We start from the raw sequence: 15624 nt of genomic DNA, 5'->3' as shown, positions 1-15624 counted from the left end.
CTGCCCGACCTATTCTTCACCTCTACTATATAAAAAAATAGTAGTACGAACCAATGCCTTGGTCTGCACTACTAATCTTAGTATGTTTTTATTGATCTAACAGCGCAGTTTAGTTGAACAAGAATATTGTTTTACCTAAAGTGAATACTACCTTTTAAAAAGGTAAGTGATTAGATGAAAAAGATATCAGTAATATTTTTATTGTTATTAATTAGTTTAATATCTGTTTTAACTTGGAAAAGACCACAGATAGCAGAGAATGTCAGTGCTGAAGAAATACATTCCGATTTTTATGATGTATTATTGGTATTATTAGACCCATATGCAAGGAACGTGATTAATAAGGAATATCCAAGTCGTAGTTATGCACTTTGGGATGCAGAAATATTAGAAATTAAACGACTAACTGGTGGATATTCTCAGTATGATTTTACAGTGAAAGTAAAATATGATACGTATACAGGTCCTTTTAACCCACCTGAAGGTCCTATTACATTAACCTTTCTTGTAACAACAGAAGGGGTTTCAGTAAAAGAAGTTCAAAAGTAAGTCCTTTTAAAGCTTTTTATCCTATTCAACTAACTGGGTGCGTTTCAATAATAAAATGAAACGCTTTTTTAAATTGTGTTTAGGTTCAATAACAATATGATAAGGAGTTTAACATTTGGGTGAACAGAGAAGAGAGACAGAAGAGATTAAAGGAAATTTTAGAGGTACGAAGACAAAAAGAAATTATCCAAGAAAGAATTGAAAAAGAGAATGAAGTAAAGGCTTTGCTTCAAGAAGTGTTCGGCGAATCGGAAGTATTTGAAATACAAGATTCTAATAAAAGTGATTTAATTGTAGAAGATTTTTCTGCAAATTTCCCATTTACATTTTGGAATCGAATTGATTGGAGAAGTGTTAATATTAACCAAATCGAAGTGATTGACCAAGAAATAACAAGTATTCCGTCACTTTTAATTTCTAAAGGATTAGATACATCAATTCCTATATATATCTTTTGGGGATACGATAGTCATCCATGTATAAAAACTAAATTGACTAATGAATTATTAAGTAATATTGAGGAGATTGTCTGGTTAGGAAGTGACTTATATATTTATTGCCTAACTCAGAAATATGTAATTGAATTCTTTCATGATGATACTGTTAATATCGGGTGGGTATAGGTGAACAAAGAATTTTTTTAACTTAACGATTCAAGAGTAAAAGCTACCCAAGTCAAAGGCAACTTTTCTTATTGATGAGCAGGATTGTTGAAAAAGATAGCGAACTTATTAAGCTAGTTAACTAAAACGTCTGAAGAGGATTGAAAAATGGAAAAAATAAATGAAATCATGGATTTACTCATTAATAAAGGCTTAGTCATAAATGATAATTTAGAAGTGAAGAGGTTAAAAAGTGGTACAACTGAGGGCATTTTATACACGATCCTGTGCAAAAATATGCCAATCTACGTGATGAAGATCGACGATCCTATGATAATATCTGCCACTGAGGAATTCCTGCTTGCATATAAAAAAGTGAAATTGTTGCCGGATGTTCTTTACACGGATCATAAAAAAGAATTTATTGTGTACTCTTTTATACCCGGAGAAACTCACTATAATCGAGGTTCGAAAGTAGAATGGATGAACATTTTAACGAAAGAGTTATTCAATCATTATGAAAAGGTGGACAAAGACATTCCTTGGGGAAGAGTAAACGGGATCCATAGAAGCTCCTGGTCAGACTTTAATCATAGTAGTTTTGAGTCTGCCAAAATGAATATAGGTAAGCTATTACCGAGTGAGGATCATAAAAGAGTAGAGTTATTGGTAAATATATTAAATACTTATCACGATCAAGAGGAGAAGTATTACCTTCACGGTGATACGGGTGTTCATAATTTTGTATATTCTTGTAATCAGTTAAAAGGCGTTATTGACCCATCACCTTTAATCGGACCAAAACTTTACGATTTCACCTATGCGTTTTGTTCTTCGCCAGATAGTTTAGACTTACATACACTTTTTTCATCGTTTTCGTTGTGGGACGGAAATGCAACTTTTACGAAAGAACGACTTTTGAATGAAGTTGTTTTTCAATTATATACACGTATTGGCGTGTGTATAAAAGTTCATCCGCACGATCTTAATGGTTATATGGAAGCATGGGAGGAATGGAGGAATTATCTTCCTTAGTACTTACCGTGACAAAAGCTTATGAAAAATGAAAGAAAAGCCAATGTTTTGAAGTAACATTATTCAAAACGAAAAATTATTTTACTGCAATACATTGTACCGAAGTTTGAGGTAGGGCGTAAATATAACGAAAAAGAAATCAATGAAATTTTAAAATCAACGAGCGTAAATATTTTAGGTATCTTAATATTTCCATAAATCACATTAGTTGTCACTGGTTTTTATATTAACTATACTTACGTTGTAGTCATATAGAAAGGGTGATTGGATGAGTAAGAACTTTATTATATTTGGAGCAAGCCAAGGATTAGGTGACGCATTTGTAAAGGGGTTACCATCAAAAGGGGATACAGTATGGGTGGTGTCTCGAACACGACCAAGTAGTTTAGATATAAATGATGGCGTAAATCGTAAATGGCTGGCTATTGATTTATCTAGTCAACAACATATTCCTGCTTTAAAAGAAACTTTACAAGGCGTTGCTATTGATGTATTAATTTATAATGTTGGCGTTTGGGAAAAGCGTGGTTTTGAAGATGACTATACGTTTGATAGCGATGAGATTGGGGATATAGCAAATTTAATTAATATTAATTTAACTTCCACAATTACATATATTCAGGCGCTATTACCTAATTTAAGACAGGACGAAAATGGAAAAATAATTTTAATAGGATCGACAGCAGGTTTAGATCATACGAATAATGCGCAAGTTTCGTTTGTTACATCTAAATTTGGCTTGCGAGGTATTACAAATGCTTTACGCGAGCATTTGAGAAAAGATAAGATCACTGTAACGTGTATTAATCCAGGAGAAATGGCAGCTGAAGTACCTTTTGAAGAAGGAGCTGAAAAAGCAATTAAGTTGTATGAAGGTACACGTATTCCTGTACAAGATATTGTAGCCATTGTCCAATGTGTGATTAATTTATCACCAGTTTCATGTGTAAAGGAAATAAATATTCCTGCTATTACAGATATGAATGTATAAAAAAACGGCTCACATGTTGAACGATTCTGGTCAACATGTGAGCCTTTATCATTGTGAATGATGGAGCCCGTAAAGTTGTTTAGTTCGAGCAAAACTCCTAGCCTACTGCCATAACAGCTTTCGAACTCCTTTGCTTTTATATGCTGGAATGAACAAATATAACATTCTTATCGTGTAGTTACTATTCTAATCAATTTAACCCTCATTTTTTTCGGGAATTAAAACTTCTAACTCAAGAACATTACTATTAGTAAAAATGCCGCTTGAGAGCTCCAATACATAGATAGGGGTATTTTTCTTGTCGATAATGGATACTATTTGTTCCTCAAATTCTTCATCAGATTCACCAAAAATAAATATTGAACTATATTTACCTTCATTCATGATAAAGTCAGCTTTCCGTTCTGTTTCTATACATATATGATATTCATCTTCTTCAAAAACATAAATAATATCATTATAAAAAAATTGCTTTGATAATTGAAACTTAAACATATCTTTGGCGGATAAAGTTTCATTTGTTTTTAAAGTGATTATTTTTTCTAAATGTTTATTTTTTAAGTATTTTATTGAATTTTCTTTTTGGTTTGTAATATTTTCATAATGGTGATCAATTACCTTTTTTATTTTTTGTAGTTTGTTTATTTCGTCGGAAAGTGCTGTTGATTTTTCGTTTAATAACTTTAAATAATCATTTTTATCATACGAAGTTAAAACCTCTTTAATTTGTGCGATTGAAAGATTTAAGTTTCTTAACATTAATATTTGCGCAAGTTGATAAATTTCCTTCAGAGAATATTTTCGATACCTATTATGATCCGTGTAGGATGGAAATAAGAGCCCCTTTTCTTCGTAATATCGAATTTGATGATGACTGATATCAAATATTTTAGCCAATTGATTTATTGTAATTGTTTCATCCATAATATCCCTCTTCTCTAGATAAATATAAACTCTAGGGCTAGCCTAATGTCAACCAATAAACCTAAGATAAAACCTCAAACAGTTATCAATGAGAATGAAAAAAAGATTAATTCCATGCGATAAAGCTAACGGATTTTTTGGGGCAAATGAATGAAGTGGTGGACAAACAAAACTTGGTTTGACATTAGGTCAACCCTATAGTTTATAGTGATGGTGTATTAACAGAAGGAGGAACATTTATGACCGAACCGTTACAATCTAAACGGATTGATGGGCTAGATTTCGCTCGAGCCTTGGCTATGTTTGGGATGCTTATCGTCAACTTTAAAATTATTATGGGAGCTGCAGGGAGAGGACCGGATTGGCTTATATGGTTTACTGGACTTTTCGAAGGAAGGGCGTCTGCTACTTTTGTTACGTTGGCCGGTATCGGAGTTGCGTTGATGACAAGAAAAGCTAGAAATGGCGGTGAGCTTACTTCTATTAAAGAGATTAGGAAGAAATTCTGGAAACGTTCGGCTTTTCTCTTTATTCTTGGTTTGCTTTTATATGTTGCTGATTGGACTGGAGATATTCTCCACTATTATGGTGTTTATATGCTGATTGCATCCTTCCTTATCGTAGCTTCTACAAAGCTAATGATCATCCTATCTACTCTTTTTTTAATCACCTCGCAAGCCTTACAAGTGACAATGAATTATTTGAAAGGATGGCATCCAGAACAACCGTTTATGGAATATCTTGATTTTTGGACGATCGAAGGTTTTCTAAGAAATCTTTTGTTTAATGGATATCATCCAGTATTCCCTTGGATTTGCTTCTTTTTGCTTGGAATGATCCTTGGCAGACTTGATTTATCGAAGAAAGCTGTAAGAAACAAGATGTTGTTTATTTCTATAATTCTACTAATAGCAATAGAGGTACTTTCAAAAATATTAATACGACTATCGCTATTGGTGTTAGATGAAAATAGTGCTGAATTTTTGTTTCAAACAGGACCAATTCCACCAAACATTTTATATATCTTATCAAATTCAGCTTCTGCGATTATTGTCATCGTTGCTTCTATTTATATCGTAGAAAAGTTTGCTGGACAATGGGTGATAAAAGCACTTATTCAAACAGGACAATTAACACTAACGCATTATGTAAGCCATGTATTCATCGGTGTGGGCATATTGGCTTTATTCAATAGATTAGAAAAACAAACTTTAGCATTTTCATTAGTATTTACACTATTGTTTTTTGTAGCGAGTATTTTCTTTTCTGCTTTATGGAGAAATAGATTTAAAAGAGGGCCGATTGAATGGGTGATGAGAAAAATGACAGATTAGTAGGGGAAGTAGATTAAAAGGGAAGATTAGAAAGCGTTCCTATAACAAGCGGGGACGCTTTCTACAAAAGCAGCAGGTTTTAGATATTCAATCCAATAAACAATCATATGATTCATCGGCAAAATTCTGAAGGTAATTTATGAATAAACCTGCATGATAACCATCACACACATCGCGGTACATTTGTATAGAAACAGTCAACACGCTAAATGAGCGATGAAGAGTTTGGGTTGCAACTCTTCACCACTCTAAAGGGGAGGGAGGTAAGCATGCTCAATCTTTGATTTGCGTTGCTTTAATTAATTCTAAATATTGAGAATCCCCTAAACCATATTGAGGGAAGAGTTTTAGTAAGTTTCGTACAATCTCATCGTGAGGTAGATGTTGATGTGTTTGGATATATTTTGTGATGTCGTTATCGTTTTTCAATAGTTCTAAATACAATTTGATTCCTTGATACATAACAGGCATCAGCTCTACATCTGGCATACGGTGCTCCATTAACACTGCTTCATATAGATCGTAATAGCTACCTAATGTTATGTCGGTTTCTTGCACATCATATGTTTGCTCTCTTACCGCATGATAGTAAATCGTTCCTTTGAATGCGGTTTGTTCTAAATACGCTAACACGGTTATTAAGTTCATCTGACAAAACATGTCTTCACCAAACCAAAGAACGATACATTGATATTTTTTTGAAAACAAGGTCTTTTCAAGTGGGGCAACTGTAATGGCTTCGTAATGCTCAAGTGAGACTTGATGTCCTGCTGCTCGAACCTGTTTGAAGGAGTCGCTAAAAATGGTTGTAACGGTGTCGTGTACACACATCGCCTCATTAAATGGTGCGTAATCGCTTTTTCCCATTAATTGTTGAGAACTGAATTCTTCGTACATATATTGACCATTTAAAATGTTTAATACTTCATGATCAAAATGTTCATCCACATGTTTTTGTAAATCTTCAATTCTTAATTTTTTTGAAATATCCATATAATAACTCCTCGCTTCATTCATAGTGAGTTTTACATAAGATTGCAATGGTTCAGGGCATAAACGAAAGGCATTAGGGGTAACGCCGAATATTTCCTTGAAAGCTCGGGAAAATGCTTCTTGCGATGAATAGCCATGTTTAATCGCTATTTCAATGATCCTTTCATCTGTTTCACTAAGACTGATTGAAGAAAGATAGGTTTTTCTAAGGGTCATATAGCGTTTAATGCTAATGCCAGTGATTTGATGAAATTTAAAGGAACAGTAATAAGAAGAATAGCCCATTGCTTCACTTAGTTTCATCAGGGAAAACCCCTCAAACAGATGTGCTTCAATCCAATCAATCATCTCCTGAATCATGTTGTTCATAATGCATCACTCCTATAGTTAAGTATAGTGAAGAATTGAAATGGGTTTTGATATTCGTTGTGTTTTTTGAATGAGACGAACTGGCTTCAGCGATAAGTGTTTATCACCGCAATGTGGGTTGATTTCGGTTCTGATTGGGCGCATTGTTGCTGCCGCTACGCTTTCACACAGTTAAAACAATTGCCGTTTCGCTAGCGCTCCAATCAACTTATATAAATGATATACGTTTTAAAGTATCTCCAACGTGTTGTGATGAGTTCTATAAATAAAAAACGAATTTATCAATATAAATATTAATAGATCCGTCATCTTGTCGGCAACAGAATAAAAATTATTGTGTATGCATTAACAAAGGTTTTTTTCCACTCTGAGTGACGTTTTTTATCATACACAACGCGTGTTTTGATGTGTGATATGTTTTGTAAATTTTCCTTTGAATTATTTCTTGTCTAAAAGTGATTGAATAGAGATTTCGGTCATTTTAATTTGTTCTTTCCGTAATGAAAGGAGCCAATCTGGCAGCCGTCATCCTTTTTAAATTAAAATTATTGACCGTTCCGTTAGGTTTATAGGTGAACCAATTGCTTATTAGAGTATACACGTATGAAAAGAAAGTAAATTGAATTTGAAACATACAATGTATCTAATTAGCTTTGAAATTCAATTTTAAGAAGGAGAGAATAGATGAAAAAAAGAAAATTGTTTATTTTTGCGATATTACTAGGATTGTTAACGCTCTTTATAAGTTTTAGTCAATTTTTAAGTCCTTCTCAAGAAGAAATGGGGAAAACAGAAAAGGATTTTTCATCGGAACAAGCGCTTGAGTATTTAAAAGAAGTAGCAAAGGAACCACATCCAATAGGATCTCCTGCGAATAAAAGGGTAAGGGATTATATTGTCAAACACTTTCAAAATCTCGATATTCCTGTTGAAATTCAAACGAAGCCAGTGAAGGATATTAGAGATGAAAAGAAAGCTGCAGAAATAGGTGCTGAACATGTTGAAAATATTATTGCAAAGATCCAAGGGACATCCGGTGATGATAATGCAGTTTTATTAACAGCTCATTATGATTCTGAAACTGAAACTCCTGGAGCGTCAGATGATGGTTATGGTGTAGTTACAATTATGGAAACAGCCAGAGCATTAAAACAAATGCCGGCACCTAAAAATACAATTTATTTTGTTCTAACAGACGGTGAGGAGCAAGGTTTACTTGGGGCGAGTGCTTTTAAAGATCGTGGGGATGTATTAGATAAAGTAAGCGTTATGGTAAACTTCGAAGCAAGAGGCAATACGGGAGTACCGATTATGTTTGAAACGAGTTCAAATAATTTAAATTTAGTGCAATTGTATAAAGAAATCGTACCATACCCCGTTGCTTACTCATTTGCTTCTGAAATGTATAAAAAGATGCCGAACGATACAGATTTTACGGAATTAAAAGTGACAAAAAAATCAGGCTATAATTTTGCAAATATGGATGGAGTACAGGCATATCATGCAGAGATAGATCGTGTGGAAAATATTGATGCGGCAACACTTCGTCACTTTGGTAGCTATGCTTTTCCTTTAGTGAAAAAGTATATGATGATGGATGCAAAAGAGTTTCAAGCTTTAGAGGAAAGTGATAGTAATGCAATTTACTTCCCATTAATGAAAAAAACATTAGTCGTGTATTCCGAAAAATTAGTCATGCCATTGATGATTGTTTTACTTGTCTTAACAGCAGCAACATTCTTTTTGAGCTTTAAAAAGCGAGTGACACAGATTAAGGGATTTGTTTTTAGTTTATTAGCGATGATGGGTAGTCTAGTTACTATTTTCATCTTCTATTTCTTTCTAATTCGTCTTTCAACAAGTGTATTTTACGGAGAAATACTTGAAGATAACCTGATTATGTTTGGTACTTATGATTCGACGATTCTTACGTTGATGGTCCTACTCGCTATTGTGTTTTGTTTCTTTTTTGCGAAGTGGATTTCAAAAAAATATGGTTCTACGAATTTTGCAATGAGTACGCAAGTTTTATGGATTGTATTAGCTGTGATCACAAGTTTTACGTACAAAGGTATTAGTTACGCATTTACGATTCCAGGGATCATTAGTTTGCTGTTGATTTTACCGATCATATTAAAAGTGAAGTGGGCGAAGGCTTTGTATCATTATGTAGCAGTTGCAGGCTGGACAGTTCCATGTATTCTATTACTTGCGCCAATTATGTATCTGATATATGTTGCACTAACAATTAGTATCGCACCTATAATAGCTATTTTAACGGCAATCATTACATTCCCAATAGTAGCAATTGTGAATTGGTTAATGGCAATTGATGATGATGAATAGAAAGGTTTTTTAATAAAAAAGAGGAGAAAAGCGAATTCGTTTTTCTCTTTTTCTTAGTGTGAGCAAAATGATTAATTCAGGAAAAATGAATGATAAAGTAAAGTAGATACTGAGCTATACAACATACAAATTACATTTTTAAATCTACATATTGAATTATAATTTTTGATAGTGACTAAAGAGGCTTTCTACTTTATCCTGAATGATTTGTTTTAATGATTCAGGCTTCACTGATTTAACACTATGACCGTACCTCATAAAATAGTTAGCGATAAATTCCTCTTCGCCGGGATTATAAAAGCCCTTCACAACTGTTTTATCACCAATTTCTATTTTCATAGAAGGATAATGTTCTTTATAAAAAATATCCTTTGCTTGTGCTAAAATTTCTACCTCAAAGTCAATGCTCTTCTCAGATTGATAAATTTCTAGTGACCGACAAATAAGCTCATCAAAAGAAAATTGAGAATTAAGTTCTTCTTCTATGAAGGTTATTTTATCGCATCTGAAAACTCTATATTTATGCGTATCGAACTCTATTCCAGTAGCATACCATTGACCAAACTTAGCGGAAATTTTGAAAAATTGAACGTTGTAACTTTTTTGCTCGTTATTTTTTAAATATTGTATTTTACAGCTACTTTCATTAAGAATGCTTTTTAAAATTTTATCTAAAAAATGGCTAACATTAGTATGCTGATTTACTTCAAATTGCAGAACTTTTTTCATTTTGTGAATTTGTTGTATTTGATTGTTTGATAGACAGTTTTCAAACTTTTCATTCAGTTTATGAACACTTAAATGGAATGGGGTAGATTGATAAGATTCTAACGTCAGCATGGCGAAGTACAGAGCATATATTTCATCAATTGTAAAAATAATAGGGGATAACAATCTATTTTTTAAGATCCCATAACGTCCATGCCTGCCATGCTCTGCAAAAATGGGCATACCCAATTGTTCTAATGAACTAATATCACGCAGAGCTGTACTTTTGGAAATATTGTATTTAGCCATTAGATCACTTAAATTAAAGTACTCCCGACTGTTCAAGTATCTAATCATGTCATTTAATCTTTCTGATTTCTTCATGGGAACCCCCTTAAAGGTGTCATGTTTTGATACCTTTACATCTTAAAATAAGGTCAAGGTAATATCAATTGAAAAGATATTTACCTAAAATTATTTTATATAGGAGATTGATACTATGAGTACAACACTAGAAGTAGCTATTTTTTTATCGATGAACGGAAGAGCTAAAGAAGCGGTCGATTTTTACAAAAAGCATTTTAACGCAGAGGAATTGTTACTTGTTACTTATGAAGATATGGCTAAACGTGACAGCTCGCTGCAGCTTACTGAAGAGAATAAAGATTATATTACTCATTCCGTTTTAACAATCGGAAAAACAAAGGTCATGTTGGCAGAAGATACAATGGATGGATCAGAAAAATATGTAGTGGGAAACAACACTTCATTGTGTATTCAAAGTGCGGACTTAGAAGAAATCGAACATTTTTACAAGAGTTTGACGACAGATGGGAGAGTGAGAATCATTGTTCCGCTAACGAGTAATGTTTTTAGTAAAGCATACGGTATACTTGAAGACCCGTTTGGTATCCAAATACAATTAATGTATGATAATCGATTACAGTAACAAATAGTATTTGGTTCGTCGTTGCTCGATTAGTAAAAGACGTGCAAAAAGCTGGGGAAGTTTACCCAGCTTTTTATCTAGCTTAAATCGATCCTTTTCTAATATTTCATTGGAATTGAAGAGGCCGCGCTATAAAAAAAGCCACCGATAATGGCAATTATTAAATATCATATTGAATTTTAAACTTGAAAATCTCATCAACAGCTTTGTGATACCCACCTGATTGTTGGAAGCATTCTTTAATGTTTGCAACAGCTTTATGGATGGAAGGGGTGTTTAACACATGATTGGCAGCTTCATTTAGTTGATTAGCTGTCAAACTTTCCATTTGTAATTGAATACCTGCTCCGATGTTAGTCACTTGCTTAGCGATGATCGGCTGATCCGCACTTAGTGGGATCACAATTAGCGGAACCCCGTTATAGAGAGCTTCATTGGTGCTATTCATGCCGCCATGTGTAATAAATAATTTAGTGTATTGTAGCAATTCGGTTTGTGGAACATAATTTTTCACTATGAAGTTTTCAGGGATTTCTCCTAATGCATCAAGTGGGGTTTGTTCCCCAATCGACATGACAACGGTATGCTCAGTATTCCCGAATGCCTTCAAACAAAGCTTATAGAAATCAATGGCTTGATTTAAAACAGTACCGAGTGAAATGTAGATAGGGCTTTTTCTTTCGAATGCAGTAAGGTCGAAGTCTTCATGCGATAATCGTGAAGAAATAGATGGGCCTACAAATTTATATGTTTGGTCAAAAGCTTCTCCAGTAAGTTGAAATTCTCTAGTTGTATAAACGATTGTAAGCGGTGCAGGATTACAAAAAACTTCATAAGGTGAACTGATTTCAACACCATATGTTTCTTTGATATTAGTTGTCAGGTTTAGAAAATCAGCATTTATTCTTGTTAAAACTTCAGTCGGGACATTTTGTGAAAGATGTTCTATTGTTTGATCGAATGATAGTTTGGTCTCTGCAAAAGATGTACATGAATTGATTGCCGGCAGCTTCAGGATTCTAGCAAGTAAATGTCCACAGCCAAACATAGAATCATGGATGATGTAATCAAAATGTTCTCCTTTAATCTGTTCAAGTACGCTAGGGATGACGATATCTGCAGTGAGTAACAGTCCATTGACCCTTTCGAGCAAATGATTTCTTCCGCCTGAGATAAAGGCTTTAATAAATTTTTGCCCATCAAAAGTGCGCACAGTCGCTCCTGTCTTCTCAATACGCTCTCGAAAAGCTTCTATCGTAAAGAACACGACCTCTTCTCCCCGCGAAATGAGCTCCTGCACAACGCCAATCGTTGGATTGATATGTCCTTCTGATCCAGCGTTAATAAATAAAACTCGTGCCAATTTTACCACTCCTTAGGTAAAGGTATATTCAAGATGGTGTAAGAGTAAGAGATGCTGTCCCTTATCATTGCTTAACCATGGTAAAACACAGTGAGTTCTTTTAGCAAGTTTGATCGTGTATCTTTTTAGATGATTAGCCTATGCATTAAAGGCAGTATTTTATTTGTACCGAAGACGAAGCGTCAGGTACAAGATTCCTACCTTACAATTTGGCGAAAGCAAAGAAGATAGGTGGAAGATGAACTGCCAGTAAAAGCCCAATTGGTGAAGACTAATAATTAGTGGGGGAAGAAGTAAATCCCGCACTGTTTAAAGTTTCACTTTATTATGGTAAGCGAACAAATTATGGAGGGCGTTATCTACTTCTCTGTTACTAGAATACGTAAAGTTACTCATCCCAACTGCAAAAATTGATTCAGATAGTTGTCTATCACAAGGGAATCTTGTTCGTTTTGTCCGATTCCAAAGCAATGTCCCCATTTGGATTCGATTCGCTGATAAATAGCATTAGGCATATGTTTCACTTCATATTCATTATCCTCAGGAGGGAAGAACAGATCAGTCGATCCTGGCATAACAAGAGCATGAGCAGTGATCTTGTTTAATGCCTGTTCAAAATTTCTGTTGTCTTCGGTGTTAGCGCTAATATCTCCGGTGATTCCTGTACGGAGCATAGCGATCAAATCGTTGGCATCAAAAGAAAGGAATACTTGATCCCAATAGTCTTCCAAATATGCTTTTAATGTCGAGTATCCCTCTGCCTGATAGAGTTGCTCTAAATAATAAGCCTGAGAAAACCCCCAAGGAGCATAGGCGCGTCCCATCGCGGCAAGTCCTGCTACAGGCTGACTATCATAGAAGCCTTCCTTCCAATTGGAGTCCACTTGCAATGCTGCGATAAGTCCCTCAAAAACAACTTGAGCATGTGGTCTCGTTTTTGCTGTTCCGCCAAACGGTGCAATACGGTCGACCATCTCAGGATAACTTGTTCCCCATTGAAAGGTTTGCAGCGCCCCCAGTGACCAGCCAACGACTAGAGCAATTTTTGAAATACCAAATTTCTCGGTTACGAGCTGATGTTGTAGTCGGACATTGTCATAAATCGTTATGAGCGGAAAATTCGCTCTGTCAAAAGGGGCTGGAGTATTGCTTGGGGAGGAAGATAGACCATTTCCAAGCATATTAGGCACAATAATAAAATATTTGTCAGGGTCGAGTGCTTTACCGGGACCAATAAGCCACTCATTATCGGTGTGTTGGCCAGCAAACCAAGTAGGATAGACAATTACATTGGACTTTGCAGAATTTAAAGTTCCGTAGGTTTTATAGGCAAGAAAGGCTTGAGGTAGCTTTTGACCCGATCGCAGTATGACATCTCCCAGTGAATAAATTTCGTAATCTTTCATGAGTCGAATCTCCTTTGTTATACAAGATTTGGTGTTGAAGCTTGATTTTTACTCTACGACACTGCTACGATCAAATCAACGAAACGTTTTTGATTGTAACATTCAATTTTTTTGAACTTAAGAGGTGTTGTCAATGGAAATCCGCCAGCTTAAAACATTTTGGACGCTTGCTTCCACATGCAGTTTTAGCCGCACTGCCGAAGTTTTGAACTATGTTCCGTCTACTGTAACCATGCAAATCAAGGCTTTAGAGGAAGAATTGGGTGTAAAACTATTGGATCGCTTGGGCAAGAGTGTTGTATTAACAGATGCGGGGCACCAGTTGTTGCCCTATGCTAACAAAATTTTAAATGATGTTGAGGAAGCTCGGTATGTCTCAAGTCAGAGCGGAGAAATAACTGGTACGGTGATAATCGGTGCAGACGAAGTGCTCTGTACATATCGCTTACCCGCTTTGCTCCGGCTTTTTCGTGAACGATATCCGCACGTTCGTCTTTTATTTAGACCCTTGTCTAGTGATAATTTGAAACAGAGTCTGAGAGAAGGTAATGTTGATGTGGTCTTTATGCTGGATGAACCTGTCAAATCTACAGATCTTCATACAGAGCTTTTAATGGACGAACCATTTCTTATGGTAGTTTCACCCGACCATCCATTAGCTACACGGTCTACATTAAGCATTGAAGATTTTAATAGAGAGCAAATTTTATTAAGTGAAAAAGGTTGCTCTTATCGGACTTTCTTCTATCGAACGTTACTGAGAAAGGGTGCCGACAGCTTAACTGAACTAGAGTTTAATAGTGCAGAGGCCATTAAACAATGCGCTATGGTTGGGCTTGGCATTGCCTTACTACCGGAAATGGCTATAAAGGGAGAGGTGGAGCGGGGAGAACTGATTGCTTTACCTTGGGATTTATCGGAAATACGATTTGCTACTCAAATGCTGTGGCATCAAGAAAAATGGATGTCACCATCGATAAGAGCCTTTATCGAATTGGCAAGAAACGTATTAAAAATGAGTCTAGATAATAGCAAATGAAATATCCCTAATGTACGGGTGTAAACGATTTATTTCTCTGCCACCATAGATAAATCGGATAGAAGTGGGAAAGGTCGAATTCAGAGGTTCATTTAAAACACTGAATCGGCCTTTTTTCGGAAGTGGGCATGTGAAGGCACTATGAAAGGGAGGGGAGAAAACCAAAAAGATTAGAAAGGTGTAGGGGGAATATGGTATTTTTGTATATAATTAAAATTATAGAGGGGGGATAAGTATGCCTTTATTTTCACAGACGATAACTGACTATTGGAAGTCGCAATTTTTATACGGAGACATTATCTATAATGATGAAAACTTTACGATTACAATCAACCCTGATCTAAGCGAAGACAGTCGGCTCATGACGCTGGAAACGACTGACGGCCAGTTTTGGGCAGTCTTGACGCCTGAAATGGCTGATAAATTAGCCCTTTCTAAAGAACAAAAACTGACTGGTCATGTCTTCCATAGGAAATTAGTGGAAGCGGGAGTCATGCTACATGGTGCAGATTATATTTTTTATTTTTCAGTGGCCGAAAAGAACGTTTTGCAGCAAGAAAGTTTGGAAGGCACATTGCGCCAATTAACAGAGCAAGATGATGCAGTATTCTCTGAGTTCGAGTCCTCCGCGTCGGAACAAGACTTGGATGATGCTTATGTGGAGTTGAATCATTGGGCCGTGTACGGTTCTTTTGAGCATGACCGATTAGTTTGTGCTGCCAGCATGTATCCTTGGAAAGAAGGAGCGCAAATTGCAGACCTCGGCGTACTGACTTTGAGATCTTTTAGAGGAAAAGGTCATGCTCGCAAAGTAGTGCGTTCAATTAGTAAGTACGCCTTTGAGCAGGGTTACGAAACACAGTACAGATGCCAGCTAGATAACGAGGCTTCAACGTTTCTAGCTAAAGCCGCTGGTTTGACGCTGTTTGGAAAGTGGGATGTCATTTCTCCTGATTGTACTGTCGGAAAGTCGCAGTAGGATAGAATCTACAGGAATTTCCTTGGAGTAGACCAGT

The 15624-nt window shown here is 35.5% G+C and carries 16 protein-coding genes; 10 read left to right on the top strand and 6 right to left on the bottom strand.

Features of this window, described 5'->3' with window-relative positions; translation table 11 throughout:
• The first annotated feature begins 201 nt into the window (after nt 1-201).
• The 5 genes from ACQKN4_RS17585 to ACQKN4_RS17565 all read left to right on the top strand — a co-directional run bounded on the left by ACQKN4_RS17585 (nt 202) and on the right by ACQKN4_RS17565 (nt 3177).
• Entirely contained in the window at nt 202-549 is a 348-nt protein-coding gene (locus ACQKN4_RS17585) for a DUF3888 domain-containing protein (RefSeq protein ID WP_427484339.1), read from the top strand.
• A gap of 119 nt (nt 550-668) precedes the next feature.
• Complete coding sequence (locus tag ACQKN4_RS17580; protein ID WP_427484338.1) at nt 669-1172, top strand: hypothetical protein; 504 nt, start codon at nt 669-671, stop codon at nt 1170-1172.
• 147 nt (nt 1173-1319) lie between these two features.
• A complete protein-coding gene (locus ACQKN4_RS17575; protein WP_427484337.1) occupies nt 1320-2186 on the top strand; it encodes a phosphotransferase in 867 nt (288 codons plus the stop codon).
• A 75-nt stretch (nt 2187-2261) separates the two neighbouring features.
• A complete protein-coding gene (locus tag ACQKN4_RS17570; protein ID WP_427484346.1) occupies nt 2262-2384 on the top strand; it encodes a DUF2087 domain-containing protein in 123 nt (40 codons plus the stop codon).
• Nucleotides 2385-2454: 70 nt separating this feature from the next.
• Nucleotides 2455-3177 (top strand): SDR family NAD(P)-dependent oxidoreductase, encoded by a 723-nt coding sequence (locus tag ACQKN4_RS17565; RefSeq protein WP_427484336.1) that lies wholly within the window; start codon nt 2455-2457, stop codon nt 3175-3177.
• Between the two features lie 195 nt (nt 3178-3372).
• Here the strand turns inward: ACQKN4_RS17565 and ACQKN4_RS17560 are convergent, their stop codons facing one another.
• Nucleotides 3373-4101 (bottom strand): MerR family transcriptional regulator, encoded by a 729-nt coding sequence (locus tag ACQKN4_RS17560; protein WP_427484335.1) that lies wholly within the window; start codon nt 4099-4101, stop codon nt 3373-3375.
• A 239-nt stretch (nt 4102-4340) separates the two neighbouring features.
• Here ACQKN4_RS17560 and ACQKN4_RS17555 point away from each other — a divergent pair, with 239 nt between their 5' ends.
• A complete protein-coding gene (locus ACQKN4_RS17555; RefSeq protein ID WP_427484334.1) occupies nt 4341-5435 on the top strand; it encodes a DUF418 domain-containing protein in 1095 nt (364 codons plus the stop codon).
• Between the two features lie 87 nt (nt 5436-5522).
• Here the strand turns inward: ACQKN4_RS17555 and ACQKN4_RS17550 are convergent, their stop codons facing one another.
• On the bottom strand, nt 5523-5639 hold the full coding sequence (locus ACQKN4_RS17550) for a CatA-like O-acetyltransferase (protein WP_427484333.1): 117 nt from the start codon (nt 5637-5639) through the stop codon (nt 5523-5525).
• A gap of 69 nt (nt 5640-5708) precedes the next feature.
• On the bottom strand, nt 5709-6797 hold the full coding sequence (locus ACQKN4_RS17545; protein ID WP_427484332.1) for a helix-turn-helix transcriptional regulator: 1089 nt from the start codon (nt 6795-6797) through the stop codon (nt 5709-5711).
• Between the two features lie 684 nt (nt 6798-7481).
• On the opposite strand from ACQKN4_RS17545, the gene ACQKN4_RS17540 reads away from it, so the two are divergent.
• A complete protein-coding gene (locus tag ACQKN4_RS17540; protein WP_427484331.1) occupies nt 7482-9143 on the top strand; it encodes a M28 family peptidase in 1662 nt (553 codons plus the stop codon).
• Between the two features lie 156 nt (nt 9144-9299).
• Here ACQKN4_RS17540 and ACQKN4_RS17535 read toward each other — a convergent pair whose 3' ends face one another.
• Complete coding sequence (locus ACQKN4_RS17535; protein ID WP_079560884.1) at nt 9300-10235, bottom strand: helix-turn-helix transcriptional regulator; 936 nt, start codon at nt 10233-10235, stop codon at nt 9300-9302.
• 115 nt (nt 10236-10350) lie between these two features.
• Between ACQKN4_RS17535 and ACQKN4_RS17530 the strand changes: the two genes are divergently transcribed.
• Entirely contained in the window at nt 10351-10800 is a 450-nt protein-coding gene (locus ACQKN4_RS17530) for a VOC family protein (RefSeq protein ID WP_427484330.1), read from the top strand.
• Between the two features lie 160 nt (nt 10801-10960).
• Here ACQKN4_RS17530 and ACQKN4_RS17525 read toward each other — a convergent pair whose 3' ends face one another.
• A complete protein-coding gene (locus tag ACQKN4_RS17525; RefSeq protein WP_427484329.1) occupies nt 10961-12163 on the bottom strand; it encodes a macrolide family glycosyltransferase in 1203 nt (400 codons plus the stop codon).
• 392 nt (nt 12164-12555) lie between these two features.
• The gene (locus ACQKN4_RS17520; protein ID WP_427484328.1) at nt 12556-13569 is read right to left on the bottom strand and encodes an alpha/beta fold hydrolase; all 1014 of its coding nucleotides are present in this window, start codon (nt 13567-13569) and stop codon (nt 12556-12558) included.
• Between the two features lie 133 nt (nt 13570-13702).
• Between ACQKN4_RS17520 and ACQKN4_RS17515 the strand changes: the two genes are divergently transcribed.
• Together ACQKN4_RS17515 and ACQKN4_RS17510 are read left to right on the top strand one after the other, a co-directional pair.
• A complete protein-coding gene (locus ACQKN4_RS17515) occupies nt 13703-14608 on the top strand; it encodes a LysR family transcriptional regulator (protein WP_427484327.1) in 906 nt (301 codons plus the stop codon).
• A 235-nt stretch (nt 14609-14843) separates the two neighbouring features.
• Nucleotides 14844-15587, top strand: coding sequence for a GNAT family N-acetyltransferase (locus ACQKN4_RS17510; protein WP_427484326.1), 744 nt, complete (start codon nt 14844-14846; stop codon nt 15585-15587).
• Nucleotides 15588-15624: the final 37 nt, after the last annotated feature.

Source organism: Lysinibacillus sp. NPDC093692 (assembly GCF_050280125.1).
In the GTDB taxonomy this organism is placed as follows: Bacteria; Bacillota; Bacilli; order Bacillales_A; family Planococcaceae; genus Lysinibacillus.
This window is presented reverse-complemented; position numbering and strand designations above follow the sequence as displayed.

Excerpts from the sequence above, each read along its gene's own strand:
- ACQKN4_RS17575 (WP_427484337.1), top strand. The coding sequence starts at position 1,320 with ATGGAAAAAATAAATGAAATCATGGATTTACTCATTAATAAAGGCTTA.
- ACQKN4_RS17565 (WP_427484336.1), top strand. The coding sequence starts at position 2,455 with ATGAGTAAGAACTTTATTATATTTGGAGCAAGCCAAGGATTAGGTGAC.
- ACQKN4_RS17560 (WP_427484335.1), bottom strand. The coding sequence starts at position 4,101 with ATGGATGAAACAATTACAATAAATCAATTGGCTAAAATATTTGATATC.
- ACQKN4_RS17555 (WP_427484334.1), top strand. The coding sequence starts at position 4,341 with ATGACCGAACCGTTACAATCTAAACGGATTGATGGGCTAGATTTCGCT.
- ACQKN4_RS17545 (WP_427484332.1), bottom strand. The coding sequence starts at position 6,797 with ATGAACAACATGATTCAGGAGATGATTGATTGGATTGAAGCACATCTG.
- ACQKN4_RS17540 (WP_427484331.1), top strand. The coding sequence starts at position 7,482 with ATGAAAAAAAGAAAATTGTTTATTTTTGCGATATTACTAGGATTGTTA.
- ACQKN4_RS17535 (WP_079560884.1), bottom strand. The coding sequence starts at position 10,235 with ATGAAGAAATCAGAAAGATTAAATGACATGATTAGATACTTGAACAGT.
- ACQKN4_RS17530 (WP_427484330.1), top strand. The coding sequence starts at position 10,351 with ATGAGTACAACACTAGAAGTAGCTATTTTTTTATCGATGAACGGAAGA.
- ACQKN4_RS17520 (WP_427484328.1), bottom strand. The coding sequence starts at position 13,569 with ATGAAAGATTACGAAATTTATTCACTGGGAGATGTCATACTGCGATCG.
- ACQKN4_RS17515 (WP_427484327.1), top strand. The coding sequence starts at position 13,703 with ATGGAAATCCGCCAGCTTAAAACATTTTGGACGCTTGCTTCCACATGC.
- ACQKN4_RS17510 (WP_427484326.1), top strand. The coding sequence starts at position 14,844 with ATGCCTTTATTTTCACAGACGATAACTGACTATTGGAAGTCGCAATTT.